At 62.7% G+C, this 21,931-nt stretch carries 12 protein-coding genes; 9 read left to right on the plus strand and 3 right to left on the minus strand.

What is annotated here, in order from left to right:
* The first annotated feature begins 164 nt into the window (after positions 1–164).
* Entirely contained in the window at positions 165–1,130 is a 966-nt protein-coding gene (gene corA, locus EJB06_RS14015; protein ID WP_126074630.1) for a magnesium/cobalt transporter CorA, read from the plus strand.
* Between the two features lie 65 nt (positions 1,131–1,195).
* Here the strand turns inward: corA and EJB06_RS14020 are convergent, their stop codons facing one another.
* Positions 1,196–2,830, minus strand: a complete 1,635-nt coding sequence (locus tag EJB06_RS14020; protein WP_126074631.1) for an NAD(P)/FAD-dependent oxidoreductase — start codon at positions 2,828–2,830, stop codon at positions 1,196–1,198.
* Positions 2,831–3,294: 464 nt separating this feature from the next.
* Here EJB06_RS14020 and EJB06_RS14025 point away from each other — a divergent pair, with 464 nt between their 5' ends.
* Positions 3,295–6,057 (plus strand): TonB-dependent receptor, encoded by a 2,763-nt coding sequence (locus EJB06_RS14025; protein ID WP_229427073.1) that lies wholly within the window; start codon positions 3,295–3,297, stop codon positions 6,055–6,057.
* A gap of 411 nt (positions 6,058–6,468) precedes the next feature.
* Here the strand turns inward: EJB06_RS14025 and EJB06_RS14030 are convergent, their stop codons facing one another.
* Positions 6,469–7,194 (minus strand): 16S rRNA (uracil(1498)-N(3))-methyltransferase, encoded by a 726-nt coding sequence (locus EJB06_RS14030; RefSeq protein ID WP_126074632.1) that lies wholly within the window; start codon positions 7,192–7,194, stop codon positions 6,469–6,471.
* A gap of 158 nt (positions 7,195–7,352) precedes the next feature.
* Here EJB06_RS14030 and tkt point away from each other — a divergent pair, with 158 nt between their 5' ends.
* Entirely contained in the window at positions 7,353–9,350 is a 1,998-nt protein-coding gene (gene tkt / locus EJB06_RS14035; RefSeq protein WP_126074633.1) for a transketolase, read from the plus strand.
* Positions 9,351–9,427: 77 nt separating this feature from the next.
* The gene (gene gap, locus EJB06_RS14040; RefSeq protein WP_126074634.1) at positions 9,428–10,438 is read left to right on the plus strand and encodes a type I glyceraldehyde-3-phosphate dehydrogenase; all 1,011 of its coding nucleotides are present in this window, start codon (positions 9,428–9,430) and stop codon (positions 10,436–10,438) included.
* A gap of 268 nt (positions 10,439–10,706) precedes the next feature.
* Here gap and EJB06_RS14045 read toward each other — a convergent pair whose 3' ends face one another.
* Positions 10,707–11,159 (minus strand): cache domain-containing protein, encoded by a 453-nt coding sequence (locus EJB06_RS14045; RefSeq protein WP_370660129.1) that lies wholly within the window; start codon positions 11,157–11,159, stop codon positions 10,707–10,709.
* A gap of 358 nt (positions 11,160–11,517) precedes the next feature.
* On the opposite strand from EJB06_RS14045, the gene EJB06_RS14050 reads away from it, so the two are divergent.
* From EJB06_RS14050 to EJB06_RS14070, 5 genes are all read left to right on the plus strand, one after another.
* The gene (locus tag EJB06_RS14050; RefSeq protein ID WP_126074636.1) at positions 11,518–14,307 is read left to right on the plus strand and encodes a TonB-dependent receptor plug domain-containing protein; all 2,790 of its coding nucleotides are present in this window, start codon (positions 11,518–11,520) and stop codon (positions 14,305–14,307) included.
* 282 nt (positions 14,308–14,589) lie between these two features.
* Positions 14,590–17,382, plus strand: coding sequence for a TonB-dependent receptor plug domain-containing protein (locus EJB06_RS14055; protein WP_164557914.1), 2,793 nt, complete (start codon positions 14,590–14,592; stop codon positions 17,380–17,382).
* A 195-nt stretch (positions 17,383–17,577) separates the two neighbouring features.
* Positions 17,578–19,908, plus strand: a complete 2,331-nt coding sequence (locus tag EJB06_RS14060) for a TonB-dependent receptor (RefSeq protein WP_164557915.1) — start codon at positions 17,578–17,580, stop codon at positions 19,906–19,908.
* A gap of 36 nt (positions 19,909–19,944) precedes the next feature.
* Positions 19,945–20,919: a fatty acid desaturase gene (locus EJB06_RS14065; RefSeq protein ID WP_126074639.1), complete on the plus strand. Its 975-nt coding sequence runs from the start codon at positions 19,945–19,947 to the stop codon at positions 20,917–20,919.
* 4 nt (positions 20,920–20,923) lie between these two features.
* Positions 20,924–21,727: a phosphate/phosphite/phosphonate ABC transporter substrate-binding protein gene (locus EJB06_RS14070; protein WP_229427074.1), complete on the plus strand. Its 804-nt coding sequence runs from the start codon at positions 20,924–20,926 to the stop codon at positions 21,725–21,727.
* Positions 21,728–21,931: the final 204 nt, after the last annotated feature.

The raw sequence follows: 21,931 nt of genomic DNA on the forward strand, positions 1-21,931 counted from the left end.
TGCTGCGAACTTGGGCACCCGCCTGCGCGGGTGCGACGACGACGCGGTGACGGTGGCGGGGTGACGCTGGCCCGGCGATTGCGGCTGACAAGCCTGCGTCGGCGCCGTCACCGTGCAGCGGCGGCATGGTGTAAGCTTCTGTCCAATTTATCGTTGGAACCACCATGCTGATCAACTGCGTCGCCTACCAGGAAGGCAAAAAGCTGTCCGACATTTCCGTCGAAGCCATCAGCGACTACATTCAACAAGCCGACTGCTTCGTGTGGGTGGCCCTGAAGGACGCCCAGCCGGACGAACTGGCCATCATGCAGCACGAATTCGGCCTGCACGAACTGGCGGTGGAAGACGCGCTGCGCGGCCACCAGCGTCCCAAGATCGAGGAGTACGGCGACTCGCTGTTCGTGGTCGTGCAGACGGTCGAGATGGATAACGACGAGATGAGCGTCGGCCAGGTGGCCATGTTCGTCGGCGAGAATTACGTGCTCTCGGTGCGCAACAACGTCATGCGCGGTTTCCTGGGCGTGCGCGCGCGCGCCGAACGCGAGCCGCACCTGCTGGCCAAAGGGTCGTCCTTCGTGCTCTACGCGCTGATGGACGCGGTGGTCGACCGCTATTTTCCGGTGGTCGACGCGCTCGAATCGGAACTCGAAACGATCGAGGACCGGATCTTCATCCGCGGTTCGCAGCGCGCCAATATCGAGCGCCTGTATGAACTCAAGCGCAAGGTGCTGGTGCTGCGCCACGCGGTCACGCCGCTGCTCGACGCCATCGGCAAGCTGCATGGCGGGCGCGTGCCCTCGTTCTGCCGCGACACCCAGGAATACTTCCGCGACGTGCACGACCACCTGCAGCGCATCAACGGCTCGCTCGACACCATCCGCGATACGATCGGCACGGCGATCCAGGTCAACCTGTCGATGGTGGCCATCGACGACGGCGAAGTCAACAAGCGGCTGGCCGCATGGGCCGCGATCTTCGCGGTGTTTACCGCGTTCGCCGGCGTGTGGGGGATGAACTTCGAATTCATGCCGGAGCTGAAATGGAAGTACGGCTACGCGGTGGCGATCAGCGCCATGATCGGCGTGTGCGTGTACCTGTATTACCGGTTCAGGAAATCGGGCTGGCTGTAGCGCCCGCAAAACGGAAGACAAAGACGGCGAACCCTGGTTCGCCGTGTCGATATCAAGGCGCTTGCTTACCCCGCCATCGACAGCGCCACCGCTTCCGCCACCTTGATCCCGTCGACCGCCGCCGACAGGATCCCGCCCGCGTAGCCGGCGCCTTCGCCGGCCGGGAACAGGCCGCGCGTATTCAGGCTTTGCAGGTCGTCGTCGCGGCGCTTGATGCGGATCGGCGAGGAGGTGCGCGTTTCGACGCCGGTCAGCACCGCGTCTTGCTGGTAGTAGCCGCGAATCTGCTTGTCGAAGGCCGGAAAGGCTTCGCGCATGGCGACGATGGCATAGTCGGGCAGGGCGCTCGCCAGGTCCGTCAGGTGCACCGCCGGCTTGAACGAGGGCAGCACCGAGCCGAAGGCGGTCGAGGCGCGGCCCTTGACGAAGTCGCCCATCAACTGCCCCGGCGCGTCGTAGTTGCCGCCGCCGAGAACGAAGGCGCCTTCTTCCAGCCTGCGCTGCAGGGCGATGCCGGCCAGCGGATGGCCGGGGTTGTCGACATAATCGGCCGGGGTGATTCCCACCACGATCGCGCTGTTGGCGTTGCGTTCGTTGCGCGAATACTGGCTCATGCCGTTGGTGACCACCCGTCCCGGTTCCGAGGCCGCCGCCACCACCGTGCCGCCCGGGCACATGCAGAAGCTGTACACCGAACGGCCGTTGGCGGCGTGGTGCACCAGCTTGTAGTCGGCCGCGCCGAGGATCTTGTTGCCGGCGTTCGGACCGAAACGGCAGGCGTCGATCAGCGACTGCGGGTGCTCGACCCGGAAGCCGACCGAAAACGGCTTCGCTTCGATATACACGCCGCGCTCGTACAGCATCTCGAAGGTGTCGCGCGCGCTGTGGCCGATGGCCAGCACCACGTGGCGCGTCGGGATATGCTCGCCGCTGGCCAGGGTCACGCCGCGGATCTGGCGCCGATCGCCTTCCCCCTCGACCTCGATATCGCTCACCTTGCTCTCGAAACGGTATTCGCCGCCCAGGGCGATGATGTTTTCGCGCATCTGTTCCACCATCTTGACCAGGCGGAAGGTGCCGATGTGCGGTTTGCTCACATACATGATCTCCTCCGGCGCGCCGGCCTTGACGAACTCGGTCAGCACCTTGCGTCCGTAATGCTTGGGGTCCTTGATCTGGCTGTACAGCTTGCCGTCGGAAAAAGTGCCGGCCCCGCCTTCGCCGTACTGCACGTTCGATTCCGGATTGAGCTCGCGCTTGCGCCAGAAACCGAAGGTGTCGACGGTGCGCTCGCGCACCACCTTGCCGCGCTCCAGGATCAGCGGGCGCAAGCCCATCTGGGCCAGGATCAGCGCCGCGAACAGGCCGCACGGGCCGGTGCCGATGACCACCGGGCGCTCGTTGCGGTCGTGGCCCTGCAACTGCTCGCCGCCGGCCACGAAGGTGTAGCCGGTGTCGGGCGCCGGCAGGATGTGGGCGTCGTGCTTGAGGCGCGTCAGTACGGCCGCTTCGTCGCGCACCTCGGCGTCGATCGCATAGATCAGCACGATCGCGCTGCGTTTGCGCGCGTCGTAGCTGCGCTTGAACACACTGAACCCGAGCAGGTCGGCGCCGGCAATGCCCAGGCGCGCGAGGATCGCCTGGCGCAGGTCGGCCTCGGCATGGTCGAGCGGGAGTTTGAGTTCGTTAATTCGCAGCATAGGAGTCGTTCGTCGTTCAAGGTGGGGAAAGCAAGGCAGGGCGCTATTTTACCGGGTGCATCGCCGCATGGGCGAATCGGCCCGCGCAGCGCCGGTATTTTCGATGTCAAGGTGTTGCTGCGCGACCATAATTGTCTCCATGAGAAATTTTGTTGCAAAACAGACTCATTCATTATTCTTATTTTGCCGCGACGCACAATATTTCATTTGGTGCATATACGTATAAGAAGAATTTTCGCTGTAGTCGCAGCAAAAGTTGCATTTCGGTTCTTTTTGGCCGCCATTTTTTTATCCCTGAGCCGATAATGCCCATTGCAGAAAAATGACGCGACGCCCCTGCCGCGCGCGGCCTGCCTGGTGATTTTCTACCCGGCAATGCGCCAGCGCGGTGTGCGGTTCGACAGGCTGTCGTGCAAGCAAGCTGCTGTAGTGTCGTTATCCTCATCCTAAACGGAGTTCTAAAAATGATGTTTCAAGAGAAGATTGGCGTACGTTCCGTTCGCCTCGCCCTCGGTCTGTTAGCTGGCTTCGTCGCCGGCCAGGCCCTGGCCCAGGATGCTCCTATCCAGCGCGTTGAGATCACCGGTTCGAGCATCAAGCGGATTGTGAAAGAAGGCGCATTGCCGGTGCAGGTGGTTTCCAAGGAAGTCATCGCACGTTCCGGCGCGACCACGGTAGCCGACCTGATCCAGAAACTGCCAGCGATGCAGGGCTTCACGATTGAAGCGATTGCCGCCGGTACCAACTCGGGTGGCCGCACCACCGCCTCGATCCACGGCCTGGGCGGCACCTACACCCTGGTCCTGCTGAACGGCCGCCGCATGGCGCCTCTGCAAGACAGCGGCAGCTCGGTCAACCTGAACTCCATTCCGATGAGCGCGGTAGAGCGCGTCGAAGTACTGAGCGACGGCGCGTCGGCCCTGTACGGCGCCGATGCGATTGCCGGCGTCATCAACTTCATCCTGAAGAAAAACTACCAGGGCCTGACCCTGGACGCGGGCGTGTCGGTACCGACCAACCCGGGCGGCAAGGCAGCCAATGCCGGTTTCACCTGGGGCTTCGGCGACCTGGAAACCAACCGCTTCAACCTGTTGATGACCTACCGTCACGACGAGCAGAAGAAGGTCAAGGCGACCGAGCGCGAATTCAGCAAAACCTCGTACATTCCACTGAACTACGACGGCCAGGCTTACATCTACGACCGCACCTCGACCTCGGGCACCGCATCGAACGTGAACGTCGCGTTCAAGGATCCGAAAGCGACCCAGATCGGCTTCAACCCGTACAAAAAAGTGAACGGCGCCTGCCCGACCGGCTTCTTCCCGTACCTGTCGAATACCGCCACCACCGACTACTGCGCAGTCGACAGCGCATCGACCGTGGAAACCGTGCCTGAATCGAAGCGCGACACCCTGTTCACCTCGGGCCGCCTGAAGATCTCGGACAACCTCACCGCCTTCGCCGACCTGGCCCTGGGCCGCTTCGACCTGACCGCACGCATTGCCGCCAACCCGGTCAGCGTTGCCGTCACCCCTGGCTCGGCAGTCTACAACCAGTACGTCGCACCGTTCCTGAGCCAGGCTCAGAAAGACGATGTCAAGACCGCCACCGCGACCTACCGCGCGTCGGAATTCGGCACCCGCGACAGCCAGACCATCACCGACGTCGGTCACTTCGTCACCGGCCTGGACGGGAGCTTCTTCGGCTGGGACATGAATGCAGGCGCAACCTACTCGAAGTACAAGCTCGACGAGCGTTACACCGGCGGCTACCTGCTGAACAAAGAGTTCCGCAGCCTGATCGGCAGCAGCTCGTTCAATCCATTCCTGCCAGCCGGTTCGCCAACCTCGCCGACGGCCGAGCAGATCAACGGTTCGATCTTCCACGGTTCGATCCGTGAAGCATCGTCGGTCCTGCGTGGCGTCGACGTGCGCGCATCGCGCGAACTGTTCGCCCTGCCGGGCGGCGCGAGCAGCATCGGTGTGGGCTCCGACTACCGCGAACTGCACCAGGTGCAGACCACCTCGACCGCAGCCAAGGATGGCACCATCTACGGCTTCAGCCCATCGGCCGAATACGACTACACCCGCGAATCGGCTGGTGCGTTTGCCGAACTGGCGCTGCCGGTCATGAAGAACCTGGAACTGACGACGGCCGTGCGCTACGACCGTTATTCGGGCGTGAAAGATGCAGCCGCCAAGCGCACCAAGGGTGAAACCCAGAGCGCCAGCACCTACAAGATCAGCGCACGCTACACCCCGACCACGGCTCTCCTGCTGCGCGGTTCGTACGGCACGGGCTTCCGCGTCGCCGACCAGAACGACATCGCCAACACCCTGGTGGCCAACGGCTTCACCGCCGGTTCGTACGCTTGCCCGCCAGCACTGGCAGGAATCGACCAGAACCTGTGCCGTCCAGGCCGCGTGCAGTACAACTCCTACCGTGGCGGTAACGAGAAACTGCGTCCGGAAGAGTCGAAGCAGTTCACCCTGGGTTTCCGTCTCGAGCCATCGTCGAGCGTGACCTTCGGCGCCGACCTGTGGGACGTCAAGATGACCAACCAGGTATCGAGCGTTGGCGAGATCCAGGCGTTTGCCGATCCAACCAAATACCGCGAGCTGTTCACCGACTTCGCCGATCCTGCGACCGGTATCAAGACCTGGGCCTTCATCAACGCCCCGATCAACATCGGCAAGGCGCATAACCGCGGCATCGACTGGGATCTGACCGTCGGCGAGAAGTATTCGTTCGGCAAAATGACCATCAACGCCAACGGTACCCACATGCTCAAGGCCAGCTACACCTTGCCAGGTTCGGACACCGAGTGGACCGACAGCATGGACAAGTACGGCATCGACAACCAGGTAACCTTCCGCGACATCATCAAAGTTGGTGTCACTCTGGAAACCGGTCCGATGACCAATGCCCTGACCCTGAACTACCGCAACGGCTACACCGACCAAGCTGCTACTTTGTACAGCGTGGCGACCAAGGCGAACACCACCAACCAGATCCGTCTGCAAGTGCCGTCGTACAGCACCCTCGACTACCAGGGTAAGTTTGCGATCAGCAAAATGTGGGAAGTCCGCGCCGGTATCAAGAACCTGACCGACAAAGAGCCGCCACTGACCCTGCGCACCTCGTCGGGCCACCAGGTTGGTTACGATGCGCGTTACGCGGACACGATGGGCCGCACCGTCTACGTCAACACCAGCTACAAGTTCTAATCGGCTGATCTGACGCACGTCACGATGAAAGGCGCGTTGCTTCGGCAACGCGCTTTTTTTTCGTCTGGCGCAGTCCGGCCGCCATGTCCACTGCGGTGCCAGGTCTGACTTTCGGACACGGACTGGACGTTAAGAGGGAGGTCGGCAGTGTCCACTGCGGTGCCAGGTCTGACTTTCGGACACGGACTGGACGTTAAGAGGGAGGTCGGCAGCGTTCAGCGTGTCCACCGCGGTGCCAGGTCTGACTTTCGGACACGGACTGGACGTTAAGAGGGAGGTCGGCAGCGTTCAGCGTGTCCACCGCGGTGCCAGGTCTGACTTTCGGACACGGACTGGACGTTAAGAGGGAGATCGGCAGCGTTCAGCGGGAACGGCAGCGTTGCGCCGAACCGCTGCCTGCCGGATGAGAATTTACATGCCGCCCCACAGGGCATTCAGGGCCGCCACGGCGGCGATGCCGGCCGTTTCGGTGCGCAGGATGCGCGGACCCATCGACAGCGCCAGCGCGCCGCGCGCCATGGCGTGGTCTTCCTCCTGCACGCTGAAGCCGCCTTCCGGCCCGATCATCAGCGATATGGCCTGCGGCGGCTGGTGGCGCGCCCAGTCGGCCAGCGACTGCCCGCCGCGCGGACTGAGCAAAATGCGCTTGTGCATATCCTGCTGGGCGCACCACTGCTGCAGCTCGTCCACCGGCGCCAGCCGCGCCAGGCGGTTGCGTCCGCTCTGCTCGGAGGCGGCCACGATCACGCCCTGCCAGTGCGCCAGTTTCTTTTCGGCGCGCTCGCCCGACAGGCGCACCACGCAGCGCTGCGCGGCCAGCGGCTGGATGGCCGCCACCCCCATCTCGACCGCCTTTTCGATGATCCAGTCCATCTTGGACGCTTCCGGCAGGGCCTGGGCCAGGGTGATTTCGTAAGGCAGCTCGACATCGCGCGCCACCTGCGCCTTGACGGTGACGCTGGCGCGCCGCTTTTCCACGCTGGCCAGGTGGGCGATGTATTCGCCGCCATCGCCGTTGAACAGGCACAGTTCGGCGCCGAGCTGCAGGCGCAGCACGTGCAGGTGGTGGGCGACCGCCTCGGGCAGGTCGAGTGTGAGTCCGACCGCCAGCGGCACGGAGCAATAGAAACGGGGCATGGAATCCTGTTCGAGAGTGGAGGGTATAGTCGAGGCCGGCAGGGGCGGCAAAGTGCTTCATTTTAATTCGCCACCCCATGGTCTGGTAAAATACTTGACCCGGTACGCCATGCAGCGCCACCCGCATTTCCAATCCTACGACCTCACAGATTCGACCCATGAAAACGACGCTCCCTACCACTTTGATGGCCAACGCGATCCGCGCGCTGGCAATGGATGCAGTGCAACAGGCCAATTCCGGCCACCCAGGCATGCCGATGGGCATGGCGGAGATTGCCGTGGCGCTGTGGGCAGGCCACTACAAGCACAATCCGTCCAATCCGAAGTGGCTCAACCGCGACCGCTTCCTGCTGTCGAACGGACACGGCTCGATGCTGCATTACGCGCTGCTGCACCTGTCGGGCTACGACCTGACCATGGCCGATATCAAGAACTTCCGCCAGATGCATTCGAAGACTCCGGGCCACCCGGAAGTCGACATCACCCCGGGCGTGGAAACGACCACCGGCCCGCTCGGCCAGGGCATCGCCAACGCGGTCGGCATGGCGCTGTCGGAATACCTGCTGGCGGCGGAATTCAACAAGCCGGGCTTCGACGTGGTCGACCACTACACCTACGCCTTCCTGGGCGACGGCTGCCTGATGGAAGGCATCTCGCACGAAGTGTGCTCGCTGGCCGGCACCCTGGGCCTGAACCGCCTGATCGCCCTGTACGACGACAACGGCATCTCGATCGACGGCAAGGTCGAAGGCTGGTTCACCGACGACACCCCGAAACGCTTCGCGTCCTACGGCTGGAACGTGATCCCGGCGGTCGACGGCCACAGCGTGGAAGCGGTGGACGCGGCGATTGCCGAAGCCAAGCTGTCGTCGAAGCCGACCCTGATCTGCTGCAAGACCATCATCGGCAAGGGTTCGCCCAACCTGCAGGGCGGCGACAAGGTGCACGGCGCCGCGCTGGGCGACAAGGAAGTGGCGGCCGTGCGCGAGCACCTGCTGTGGACCTCGGTCCCGTTCGAGATCCCGGCCGAGGTGTACAGCGCCTGGGACGCCAAAGCCAATGGCGCCGCGCTGGAAGCCGAGTGGAACACCAAGTTTGCCGCCTACCGCGCGCAATACCCCGAGCTGGCCGCCGAATTCGAGCGCCGCATGAAGGGCGAGCTGCCGGCCGACTTCAACGCGACCCTGGACGCGGCGATTGCCGCCTGCATCGACAAGAAAGAAAACATCGCCACCCGCAAGGCCAGCCAGAACGCGATCCAGGCGCTGGCGCCGTCGCTGCCTGAATTCCTGGGCGGCTCGGCCGACCTGACCGGTTCCAACCTGACCAACTGGAAGGAGTGCATCGCACTGCGTTCCGGCAAACCGGGCAACCACATCAACTACGGCGTGCGCGAGTTCGGCATGAGCGCCATCATGAACGGCATCGCCCTGCACGGCGGCTACATTCCGTTCGGCGCCACCTTCCTCACCTTCTCCGACTACAGCCGCAACGCGCTGCGCATGGCCGCGCTGATGAAGCTGCGCTCGATCTTCGTCTTCACCCACGACTCGATCGGCCTGGGCGAAGACGGCCCGACCCACCAGTCGATCGAGCACGTCTCCTCGCTGCGCCTGATCCCGAACCTGGACAACTGGCGTCCGTGCGACACGGTCGAGTCCGCTGCCGCCTGGGGCGCCGCCGTGCAGCGCAAGGATGGCCCGTCGACCCTGATCTTCTCGCGCCAGAACCTGCCGTTCCAGGAACGCAGCGCGGCCCAGATCGCCGACATCGCACGCGGCGGCTATGTGCTGCAGGACGTGGCCGACGCCAAGGCGATCCTGATCGCCACCGGTTCCGAAATCGAACTGGCGACCAAGGCCGCCGCCGCGCTGGCCGCCGAAGGCATCGCGGTACGGGTGGTGTCGATGCCGTCGACCGATGTGTACGACCGCCAGGACGCCGCCTACAAGGCCAGCGTGCTTGAGCGCGGCGTGCCGCGTGTCGCGATCGAAGCGGGCGTGAGCGACTTTTGGTATAAATACGTTGGCCTGGAAGGCGCCGTGGTGGGCATCGACACCTTCGGCGAATCGGCGCCGGCGCCGGTGCTGTTCAAGCACTTCGGTTTCACGGTCGAGAACGTGGTTGCCAAGGTCAAATCGGTACTGACGAACTAAGCGACGTGTAAGCGCAATGCAGGCGGCGCCGATGCGCCGCCGCCCGTCCCCCATTTTTATCACTCAGGAGCAAAGTAATGACGATCAAAGTTGCAATCAACGGTTATGGCCGTATCGGCCGCAATGTCCTGCGCGCTTTCTACGAAGGCGGCAAGAAACACGATATCCAGATCGTGGCGATCAACGACCTGGGCGATGCCAAGTCGAACGCGCACCTGACCCGCTACGACACGGCGCATGGCAAGTTCCCTGGCACCGTGACGGTCGAAGGCGACAATATGATCGTCAACGGCGATGCGATCCGTGTATTCGCGCAGCGCAATCCTGCTGAAATTCCATGGGGCGAGCTGGGCGTGGACGTGGTGCTGGAGTGCACCGGTTTCTTCACCACCAAAGAAAAAGCCTCGGCCCACCTGAAAGGCGGCGCCAAGAAAGTCATCATTTCGGCGCCGGGCGGCAAGGATGTCGACGCCACCATCGTGTTCGGCGTGAACGAAGGCGTACTCAAGGCGAGCGACACGGTCATTTCCAACGCATCGTGCACCACCAACTGCCTGGCCCCGCTGGTCAAGCCGCTGAACGACGCGATCGGCCTGGAAACCGGCCTGATGACCACCGTGCACGCCTACACCAACGACCAGGTGCTGTCGGACGTGATGCACGAAGACCTGCGCCGCGCCCGTTCGGCCACGATGAGCATGATCCCGACCAAGACCGGCGCCGCGGCTGCGGTCGGCCTGGTGCTGCCTGAGCTGAATGGCAAGCTGGACGGTTTCGCGATCCGCGTACCGACCATCAACGTGTCGCTGGTCGACCTGTCGTTCATCGCCAAGCGCGACACGACCGTGGACGAAGTCAACGCCCTGATGAAAGCCGCGTCGGAAGGCGCGTTGAAGGACGTGCTGACTTACCAGACCGAGCCGCTGGTATCGATCGACTTCAACCATAACCCGGCCTCGTCGAATTTCGATTCGACCCTGACCAAGGTATCGGGCCGCCTGGTCAAGGTGTCGTCGTGGTACGACAACGAGTGGGGTTTCTCGAACCGCATGCTGGACACCACGGTTGCACTGATGAACGCCAAGTAATTCTTGGTCACATCGAAAAAACGCCCTCCGGGGCGTTTTTTTTGGCCCGCGTTTCCACACCGGGGTCAGAGCTTTAATTAGCAACAAATTCGTCCGGGTTTCGCTACGCCGGCGGCGTTGGCAGCAGTTTGCGTCTATTCGCCGCCATTTGCCGCACACTGCGCTGGACAACCCTGGTTTTTAATGCGACTGGCTAATAGTTGCTAATTAAAGCTCTGACCCCGGTTGTAGGAATTACTGACCCCGGTTGTAGGAATTAGGCGGGCTCTTATTTGTAGATGCCGGAACCGACCATCATGTCGTCGACCCGCTCGATATAGCCCGATTTGTTTTCGACCGCCTTGGTCACCGGGTTGGGCCACTTGAAGTCGACCCAGCCTTTGCCGGCCGGCGACTTGGCCAGGTCGGCCATCTCTTTGATCATCAGCTTGCCGTTGCTGTCGGCCAGGGCCATCAGGTTCTTGCCGACAATCTTGGGGTTGTTGCCGTGGGCCAGGGCGACGCCGTTCAGGTCGTATACGTAGACGTATAGGTCGCGGTCGTGGAATTCCTTGTTGGCGGTGTCGCCGATCGCCGCGAAGGCCTTGGCTTTGTCGGTCTTGATCAGCGCCACGGCTTTCTTGACCATCGCGACCGCTTCGTCGGCAGTGCCTTTGTCGGCCGACCAGGCCGCTCCCGGCAGGGCCAGCAGGGCTACGCTGAGTACGCTTGCGGAAAACATTGTTCTCATCAATACACTCCCATCGGTGAATGGCGCGTTGTTGCGTGGAACCATTATGCCGATGTTCTCTTGCGTGTCAGCTACTTCGCCAAAAAATCTTGGTCACGTTGTCGATTCCATGCGCAAAAACCACAGATTTTTAAAACTGAACGTCCTACCGTGGATCGGGCAAAACATCAGTTTTTGCCTAGGTGGACTCGTCAGAAAACAACAGTAAAGACGGCAAAATTGACGGATATGCATAAGTTGTTTGCTTCCCCGCAGTGTTCATGCGAAATTTGTCATCACCCGTACATATAAATGGGTTTAAAAAAGAGTCGATTTTTTTTCGCAGAAGAATATCTCACCTGGAGTTATCTTGAAAAAGCCTTTCGTACTGAAACAAAGTGTGATCGCCGTCGCACTGACCATCGGGGTGTCCCACGTAGCGATGGCCCAGCAGCAAAGCGCACAGCCGATTCAAAAAGTCGTTGTCACGGGTTCCAACATCAAGCGCGCGGTCGATGAGGAAACCTCGTCGCCGGTGCAGGTCATCGGCCGCCTGGAAATCGCCGCCATCGGCGCCAGTACCGTCAAGGATGTGCTCGATACCCTGACCTCGAAGTCGTCCGACCTGACCGATATCGACGGCGGCAATTCCTTCGCCTCGGGCGCGACCGGCATCTCGCTGCGCAACCTGGGCAAGGGCTCGACCCTGACCCTGCTCAACGGCCGCCGGGTGGCCAACTATGGCCTCGCCGACGGCGGCCAGGAAACCTTCGTCAACATCGACGCCATGCCGTCCGAAATCATCGACCGCATCGAGATCCTGCTCGACGGCGCCTCGGCCGTGTACGGCTCCGACGCGGTGGCCGGCGTGGTCAACATCATTACCAGAAAAGATTTCAGCGGCGTGATGGTGAACGCCGGCCTGCGCCAGTCGCTGCTGAAAAGCGCGATCAACAAGGACAAGACCGCCTCGCTGACGGGCGGCTACGGCGACATCGAGAAGGATGGCTACAATGTGTTCGGCCACTTCGAGGCCTATCACCGTTCGCCGTACGACGATCGCACCATCATGCCGGCCGCGCCAGCCTGGTACAAGGAATACGTCAACCCGAGCTTCGGCGTGAAGTCCACGTATTCGTATCCCGGCAACTTCGTCGACCGCTATCCTGCCAATTATTCCGATCCTGCGCTGGCGGGAAAAAGCTTCAACACGCCGGTGGCCGGCTGCAAGGATATCGAGGAGGGCACCTGCCGCTTCGACCAGTGGGCGCGCGTGGGTATCCATCCGGAAGCGAAACGCTATAACTTCTTCGGCAGCGGCCGCCTGAAGCTGGGCGGCAACCGCACCGCGTTCTCGGAAGTGACCCTGGGCCAGACCACCACGACCTACTTCAATGCGCCGCCGATCATGCAATACACGGGCACGCCATCGACCTGGTTCAACAGCAAGGAAGGCAAGCTCAACTCCTTCCTGGAGCCGAAGCTGCCGGTCGGCCATCCGAACAACCCGTACTCCTTCCCGGTGGCGCTGCGCTATCGCTATGCCGATAACGTCAATCTGTTCAAGAGCGATGCCGAGGCCAAGCAGTACCGCGTCATGGTCGGCCTGGAAGGCAGCGACTACGGCTGGGACTGGAACACGGCGGTCGGCGCCATGGGCTCCAAAGTGGAGAACACGATTCGCGGCGGTAAGCATGCGGCCAATTACCTGGCGGCCATCAACAGCGGCGAATACAAGTTCGGCGGCGTGAACAGCCCCGAGCTGCTCAACAAGATGTTCCCGAACCTCTTGTTCGGCGGCGAGTCGAAGCAGGTCTTCATCGACTTCAAGGCCACGCGCGAGCTGATGCAGCTGAGCGGCGGCCCGCTGTCGCTGGCGGTCGGCGGCGACTTCCGCACCGATTCCTTCGATGCCTATGTCAGCGACAATATCTCCAACGCCGAAATCGTCAGCTACGGTTCGATCAATGTGACCGGCAAGCGCCACATCAGCGCCGCCTTCGCCGAACTGAATGCGCCGATCACCAAGTCGCTCGAACTGAACGCCGCGATGCGCGTCGACAAGGTCGGCGATACCGATATTTCGGTGGTGCCGAAAGTCGGCATGCGCTACGAAGTGAGCAAGCGCTTCATCGTGCGCGGCACCGTCGCCAACGGCTTCCGCGCGCCCAACGTGGCAGAGACCGGCAAGGTGGACCTGTCCGCCTTCCAGAACAGCAACGTCGATCCGAAGCGCTGCGCCACCGCCAACCAGCTGTATAACATCCTGAAGGACGGCAACACGATCGACAAGGCCGACGCCCTGACCGCGCGCGATCGCGGCTGCAGCGTCAGCTTCGCTTCCCAGGTCAAGGGCAATCCGGAGCTGGAGCCGGAAAAGTCGCGCAGCTATAACGTCGGTTTCGTGCTGCAGCCGCTCGACAGCCTGAGCCTGACCATGGACTACTACCGCATCGAGCGGCGCAACCAGATCGGCACCAAGACCGTGACCCAGATCCTGGCCGACGAAGACCGCCTGCCGGGCAGCGTGCAGCGCCGCGCCGTGACCGAGGAAGACAAGCGCCTGTCGGCGCGCGCCAAGGAATTGTCGGGCAAGGATATCCAGTTCCCGATCGGACCGGTGGCCTCGATCTCGAACCGCTACGAGAACATGGACCGCGCCAGGGTGTCCGGGATCGACATGGAGATCAACCATCGCTGGAACCTGGGTTCGGCCGGCCGCCTGGTCAGCAACCTGAAGGGCAATTACCAGCTCGACTACCGCAAGTGGGATACGGTCACCGATACGTTTACCGAAAACCTCTCCGGCAACTACGAGAACTACGAGTATCAGGTGCGCGCCTCGACCACCTGGAGCCAGGGTCCGTTCAAGCTGGGCGGTGCGGTGACCTACCGTCCGGAAACCTCGCTGATGGAAGACCGCTACGACGAGAACTACAACGCGGCCGGCTGCGAAGACCAGGGCATTCCGAGCGAGTTCTGCCGCGTGAAGAAGGATGTCGTCACCGATCTGCACATGAGCTACACGGGCATCAAGAACACCACCATCGCCCTGAACCTGTACAACGTGTTCGATCGCGCCGCGCCGCCTGACGTTCGCCTCGCCAATCCGCCGCTGCGCGGACGCAGCGCACGCGTGTCGCTGCAGTACGTGTTCTGATCGATGGATTGATTCTTCGATGCATGGCGCTTCCAGGGCGCCTGCGGAAAAACCCGGCCGGCGCGCCGGGTTTTTTTCGTCTGCGCAAGTTCCAACGCCTATTGTCTAGCGGAAAAACAACGAAAATGCGCTTGACAGCAGATTTCTGTGAATTCCCCTTGGCCTTCAATCCACCTTTGTGCGAAATTCATGGCCCTCGCTTTCGCGCGTGCCTTTTCAAGCGCGGGGCGCGGGATCGGAAAACGATCGACACATACCTATAAAGTAATCCTGGAGCTGAATTTGAACAAGAAACTCGCAGTAAAACGTAGCGTCATCGCCGTTGCACTGACCCTGGGCGGCGCCCAGGTCGCGCTGGCGCAGCAGCAAGCGGCACAGCCGATTCAAAAAGTCATCGTGACCGGCTCGAACATCAAGCGCGCGGTCGACACCGAAACCTCGTCGACCGTGCAAGTGCTGGGCAAGGCGGAAATCGCCGCCCTCGGCGCCAGCACCGTCAAGGACGTGCTCGACACCCTGACCTCCAGCGCCACCAACACCCTGTCGGATAAAACCGGCGGCAACTCCTTCGCCGGCGGCGCTTCGGGCATTTCCCTGCGCAACCTGGGCAAGAATTCCACCCTGACCCTGCTCAACGGCCGTCGCGTGGCCAACTACGGCCTGGCCGACGGCGGCCAGCAAACCTTCGTCAACATCGACGCCATGCCGTCGGAAGTGATCGAACGGGTCGAAGTGCTGCTCGACGGCGCGTCGGCCGTGTACGGCTCGGACGCGGTCGCGGGCGTGATCAACATCATCACCAAGCGCGATTTCCAGGGCGTGCTGGCCAAGGCCGGTGCGCGCCAGTCCCTGCTGAATAGCAAGCTGGACAAGAACAAGACCGCTTCGCTGACCGCCGGCATGGGCGACTTCGAAGCCGACGGCTACAATGTGTTCGGCCATTTCGAAGCCTTCCAGCGCGATCCGTACACCGTGCGCGAAACCATCAACACGGTGCCGGCCTGGTGGGGCAAGTATGTCAACCCGAGCTATGGCGTGAAATCGACCTACTCGTACCCGGGCAACTACGTCGACCGTTATCCGAGCAATTATGCCGACCCTGCGCTGGCCGGCAAGAGCTTCAGCACCCCGGTGGCCGGCTGCACCGACGTGGTCGACGGCACCTGCCGCTTCGACCAGTGGGGTTCGCTGGGCCGCAGCCCGGAAGCGAAGCGCTACAACTTCTTCGGCACCGGCCGCATGAAGCTGGGCGGCAACCGCGTCGGCTTCTCGGAACTGACCCTGGGCCAGACCAACACCACTTACTTCAATCCGCCGGGCATCCTGCAGTACACCGGTACCGCAAGTAACTGGTACAACAGCAAGGACGGCAAGCTCAACTCGTATACCGAGCCGAAGTTGCCGGTCGGCCATCCAAACAATCCGTACAGCTTCCCGGTTGCCCTGCGCTACCGCTACGCCGACGATCTGACGCTGGCCAAGAACGAAGCGCAATCGAAGCAATACCGCGCCATGGTCGGCCTGGAAGGCAGCGATTACGGCTGGGACTGGTCTAGCGCGATCGGCATCATGGGCTCGAAGGTCGACAATGAAGAGCGCGGCCGCCGCCACGCCGCCAACTACAACGCGGCCATCCTGAGCGGCGAGTACAAGTTCGGCGGCGTCAACAGCCCCGACCTGCTGATGCGCATGTTCCCGGTGTATGTCTTCGGCGGCGAGTCGAAGCAGACCTTCATCGACGCCAAGGCCAGCCGCGAGCTGATGCAGCTCGAAGGCGGCCCGCTGTCGCTGGCGATCGGCGGCGATTTCCGCCGCGACGAGTTCAGCGCATATGTGAGCGACAATATCGCCAGCGGCCAGCTGGTGGGCCTGGGTTCGATCAATGTGGATGGTTCGCGCAACATCAGCGCCGCCTTCGCCGAACTGAATGCGCCCCTGACCAAGAAGCTCGAAGTCAACGGCGCTGTGCGTCTCGACAAGGTGGGCGATACCGATCTGTCGCTGGTGCCGAAACTGGGCATGCGCTACGAAGTGAACAAGCGCTTCATGGTGCGCGGCACGATCGCCAACGGCTTCCGCGCGCCTAACGTGGCAGAGACCGGCAAGGTCGACCTGGCAGCCTTCCGTAACAACAACGTCGATCCGAAGCGTTGCGCCACCGCCAACCAGCTGTACGCGGCGCTGAAGACCGGCAATACCCTGGACCAGGCCGACGCCCTGCGCGCACGCGATCTCGGTTGCAGCGTCAGTCTTGCTTCGCTGGTCAAAGGCAATCCGAATCTCGAGCCGGAAAAATCGCGCAGCTACAACATCGGCCTGGTGATGGAGCCGCTGGCCAACATGAGCGTGACCTTCGACTACTACCATATCGAGCGCCGCAACGAAATCGGCACCCGCAGCACGGTCCAGATCCTGACCGACGAAGACCGTCGTCCGGGCAGCGTGCAGCGCCTGCCGGTGACGGCCGACGACATGCGCCTGGCGGCGCGTGCCAAGGAACTGACCGGCAAGGACATCGTGTTCCCGATCGGCCCGATCTCGGCGGTATCGAACACCTACGAGAACATGGACCGCACCCGCGTTTCCGGCCTCGACATGGAAGTGAACCACCGCTGGAACATGGGTTCGGCCGGCAAGCTGGTCAGCAACCTGAAAGCCAACTACCAGCTCGATTACCGCAGCTGGGATACGGTGACCAACACCTTCACCGAAAACCTGGCCGGCAACTACGAGAACTACCGTTACCGCGTACGCGCGTCGACGGCCTGGTCGCGCGGCGCCTGGAACGTGGGCGGCGCGGTGACCTACATGCCGGGTACCCGTCTGTACGATAACAAGTACGACACCAACTACACGGCGCAAGGTTGCGCAGACCAGGGCATCGACGCCGAATACTGCCAGATCAAGCGCGATGTCGTCACCGACATGAACCTGTCGTACACCGGGTTCAAGAACACCACCTTGTACCTGAACCTGTACAACGTGTTCGACCGCGCACCGGTGGCCGATGTCCGTACGTCCTACGAACCATCGCGCGGCCGCTCGGTCCGTGCAGCGGTGCAGTACAAGTTCTGATAGGGTGACGAAGCGCCGCAGGGCGCCATTTCACCAGTGACGACCATGAGCGCTGTCGTTCTGCCACGGGCAGGGCGACAGCGCTCAATTCATATAAGCAAACTTGTTTATCTTCGTGTCCAGGGTGTCACGCCTTGTATATACTTTTTTCATGAGATAGACCCACCCGCAGCACCAATCACACAAGGAACTCCGATGGCAAAGCAGTTGATCGCCCACGGCGCACTGGCGATCCTGTCGCTCGGCGTCATCGCTCCAGCCCAGTCCCAGCCCCAGTCCCAACCCGTGCCCGCCACCGATGCCGCCGCCCGCGCCGCAGCGCGCCAGGGGGCCGGCAACAGCGCTTCCGAACAAATCGACAAGGTCGAAATCACCGCCACCCGCGCCGTCAACGCCGTCGACGTGCAGCAGGTCCCGGCCGCCATCACCGTCCTGCAACCCGAGAACCTGGCGAAATTCGGCCTGGGCAAGCTGTCCGACATCGCCAGCCTGGTGCCCGCCATGAGCGTGCAGGAGCAGGGCGCCGGCGTGAACAACATCACCATGCGCGGCCTGGTCGTGCGCGGCATCGTGCCGTCCGAAATCCAGGATGCCTCGCTGGTGGCCGTGTACGTCGACGATATGCCGGTCACCCTCAAGTCCGGCAACCCGGACCTGAAAGTGCTGGACCTGGAGCGCGTCGAAGTGCTGCAAGGCCCGCAGGGCACCCTGTTCGGGGCCGGCGCCATGGCCGGCGCGCTGCGCCAGATCACGCAAAAGCCCGACACCACCGACCTGTTCGGCTCGGTCGAAGCGGTCGGTTCGCGCACCTCCGGCTTCGGCGGCAACAACGGCAACCTGCGCGGCATGGTCAACATTCCGCTCAAGGCGGAGGTGGCGGGCCTGCGCCTGACCGGCTACAGCGGCAGGGATTCCGGCTATATCCGCAACGACTTCAACGGCGCGACCACCAACGCGTTGTCGACCAGCCAGGGCCGCGCGGCGCTGCGCCTGCGCGCCTCGCCCGACCTGACCATCGACGCCAGCGCCACCGCCTCGAACATCAAGGGCGGCATCAACGATGCCTATTCCAAACTGGCGCCGTTCACCACCTTCGCGCTGCTGCCGCAGCAAAGCAAGGATTCGCTGCAACTGTATAACCTGGCCGTCAACTACGACCTGGGCGGCGCGCAGCTGGTCTCGTCGAGTTCCTACCTGCACCGCGACACCGGCTACCTGCAATCGGCCCAGTATCCGGCCACCGCCTTCATTTTCAGCGGCAAGAATCCGCTGATGGCGTCGGCTTACACGATCGGCAATGCGGTCACGGACTTTGCCCAGGAATTTCGCCTGAATTCCAAGACAGCAGGCCCCTTCAAGTGGACCGCCGGCGCCTTCTTCGACACGGGCGAGCGCAAGCTGCGCCAGGAGCAGCCGACCGCGGGCTTCGATGCCCGTTTCGCCGAGACGCGCAACTTCCCCGGCTATAACTCGCACACCAACGACGGCGCCAGTACGCCGGACAACTACTTTTCGGGCCGGCAAGATACCAGGTCGCGCCAGGTCGCGCTGTTTGCCGAAGGCAGCTACACGCTATTCGACAAGCTCGACCTGACCGCCGGCCTGCGCCTGTTCAAGGGCACCCAGGATTTCGACCTGCATTTCAGCGGCCTGTTCGGCAACCTGGTGGGCGCCACGCCGGCGCTGCCCGGCAGTCCCGAGGTGAGCAGCAGCAGCGCCAGCGCGCAGGGCGCCAATCCGCGCTTCGCGGCGGCCTACCATGTCGATCAGGATCACTTGCTGTATGCAAACGCAGGCAAGGGTTTCCGCTACGGCGGCAACAACCAGCCGGTGCCGTTCAACTTCTGCGGCATCCATGCGCCCTCGACCTTTGCGCCGGACAGCCTGTGGAGCTACGAAGTCGGTTCCAAGAACACCCTGTTCGGGCGCCGCATGACCCTGAACCTGAACGCCTACCTGACCAACTGGGACGATGTCCAGGTGTTCAACCGCTTGCCATGCACCTATTATTTCACCCAGAACGCCGGCAAGATCCGCAGCGAAGGCGTGGAGGTGGAAGGCGCCTTCAAGCTGACGCGGCGCGCCAGCATCGGCTTCAACGCGGCCTACAACCATGCTTACGCGCGCGATGCGGTGATTACCGGGATTGCGGCGCAGAACATTCCGGCGGGCGCGCGCACGCCGTACGCGCCGCGCATCGCCGCCAGCGCCACGCTCAGCTACCGGATTCCGCTGGCCGGCACCGATCAACTCGGCCTGGCGGCCAGCTATGCCTACAAGGGCAGTGCCTATACCAACTTTGCCGCCGCCCAGGGCAGCTATTCGGAAATTCCGTCGTCGAACACGCTCAACGCCACGCTGAGCTATACGACCCGGGCGTTCGAAGTGGGCCTGTTCGGCACGAACCTGACCAACGGCAACAAGGTGAGCGATGTGACGACCAACAGCATCGCCATCCAGCCGGGCGATACCCTGTTCATGGCGCGGCCGCGCACGGTGGGAGTCCGTCTCACATCGCGTTTTTGACTATCCATGTAGTACGTCGACCGGGGAGACTTGCTGATGACCATCGCCGTGGCAAAGGACGTGCGTTCGAACTACATGGACGCCGCGCAACAGCGGCAAGTGTGCGGAGAGCGCCAGCGCCGGCTGTGGCTGGCGGAATGGCCCACCTGGCTCTTGATCCTCACCATTCACGGCGGCTGGCTGGCCACCCTGGCGTGGTGGCGCGAACTGGGGACGCCCGCCGCCACCGTGCTGATGATCTGGTGGTGCGCGTGGTATATGTCGCTCCAGCACGAATTGATCCACGGCCATCCCACACGCTGGCCTTTGCTCAACCGCCTGTTCGGCACGCTGCCGCTGGCGGTCTGGTATCCCTACCGGCTGTACCGCGACAGCCATCTGCGCCATCACGTCGATTTCCACCTGACCATGCCGGCGCTCGATACGGAAAGCTATTATGTGTCGCCGGCCACCTGGGCCGGGATGAGCAAGCCGCTGCAAAAGCTGCTGTGGTTTAACAAGACCTTCTGGGGCCGCATGCTGGCCGGCCCGGCGATTGCGATTGCGTCGGCCTGGATCGAGGCGCTGCGCCAGCCGCTGCGGGGCGACTGGTCGACGGTGCCGATGTGGCTCGGCCACCTGGGCATGCTGGCAGTGATGCTGTGGACAATCGAAGCGGCCTTCGGCGTGTCGGCGCTCTATTATGTGCTGGCGATCTCGTATCCGGCGCAGTCGCTGGTGATGATCCGCTCCTATTACGAACATCGCCCGGCCGAGCATCACAAGCAGCGCATCGTGCTCAACGAAGCGGGTTTCGTGTTCCGCCTGCTGTATCTGAACAATAACTTTCACCTGGTGCACCATGACTTTCCCTCGCTGCCGTGGTATCTGCTGCCGCGCGTCTACCATGCGCGGCGCGAGGCGTACATTGCCCGCAGCGGCGGCTTCTACGTGCGCGGCTACGGCGAGCTGATGCGCCGCTTCGGCCTGACCCCGGTCGACGCGCCCGTGCATCCGCACATGCCCGAGTGATGCGATGAGGTGGACAGCCGCGTTTCCGATGTACAACGTGTCGGCGCAGGTCGCAGCAGGCTACGAGGCCCTGTTCGAGGCGCTGGTCGATGTCCTGCGCGCAGAAGGCATGGTCGATGCCATCGAGTTCGAACACGCGCCGCTGCTGCCGGACTTCTGGCAGCGGCCCGACCTGCTGCTCAGCCAGACCTGCGGCTACCCGTACATGACGCAGTTGCGCGGGCACGTTCATTTGCTGGCCACACCCGCCTACGTTTTCGACGGCTGCACGGGCCCGGACTACGCCAGCGCCATCGTGGTGCGCGACGGCGGCGCCATCGCCATCCTGGCCGATGCGCGCGGGCGCAGGGCGGCCGTCAACGATGCCCATTCCAACAGCGGCATGAACGCGCTGCGGCATGCGGTGGCGCCGCTGGCGCTGAACGGGCGTTTTTTCAGCGGCGTGACCTGGTCGGGCAGCCACCGCGCCAGCCTGGCGCTGGTGCAGAACGGCGAGGCCGACCTGGCCGCCATCGATTGCGTGACCCTCGGCTATCTGCGCCGCGAACAGCCGTCCAGCCTGGAGGGGATCACGATCCTGCAATACTCAGCGCCATCGCCCGGCCTGCCGTTCGTCGTCGGCGCCGCCGTGCCGGAGGGGGTGCGGCAGTGTTTGCGCCACGCCCTGCTGGCGCCGGCGGCCGGCCTTGCTGGAGTGATGCCGGCGCTGTCGATCAGTCATTTCGCGCCGTGCTCGACGCGCGACTACGAGCGCATCGGCGCACTGGAAGCCGAGGCGTGCGCCCGCGGCTATCCGCATCTCGCCTGACAGAATGGAACTGGCGTAGTTTCAATTCTAAGCACGGTAATATTGAAAAAAAGCAAAGCGCTTTATAAAGCTAATCTATAGCATAGCCTCTGTTCAGACATTTAACAGTTTGTACTCTAGAAATATAGATAGCAGAGCGTGGTATTCATCGTTCGCATCCACGGATGATTAGGGAAACGCTGATCTAATCGATTTTTGAGCCGA

This window comes from Massilia atriviolacea, from assembly GCF_003953935.1.
GTDB lineage: Bacteria > Pseudomonadota > Gammaproteobacteria > Burkholderiales > Burkholderiaceae_D > Telluria_A > Telluria_A atriviolacea.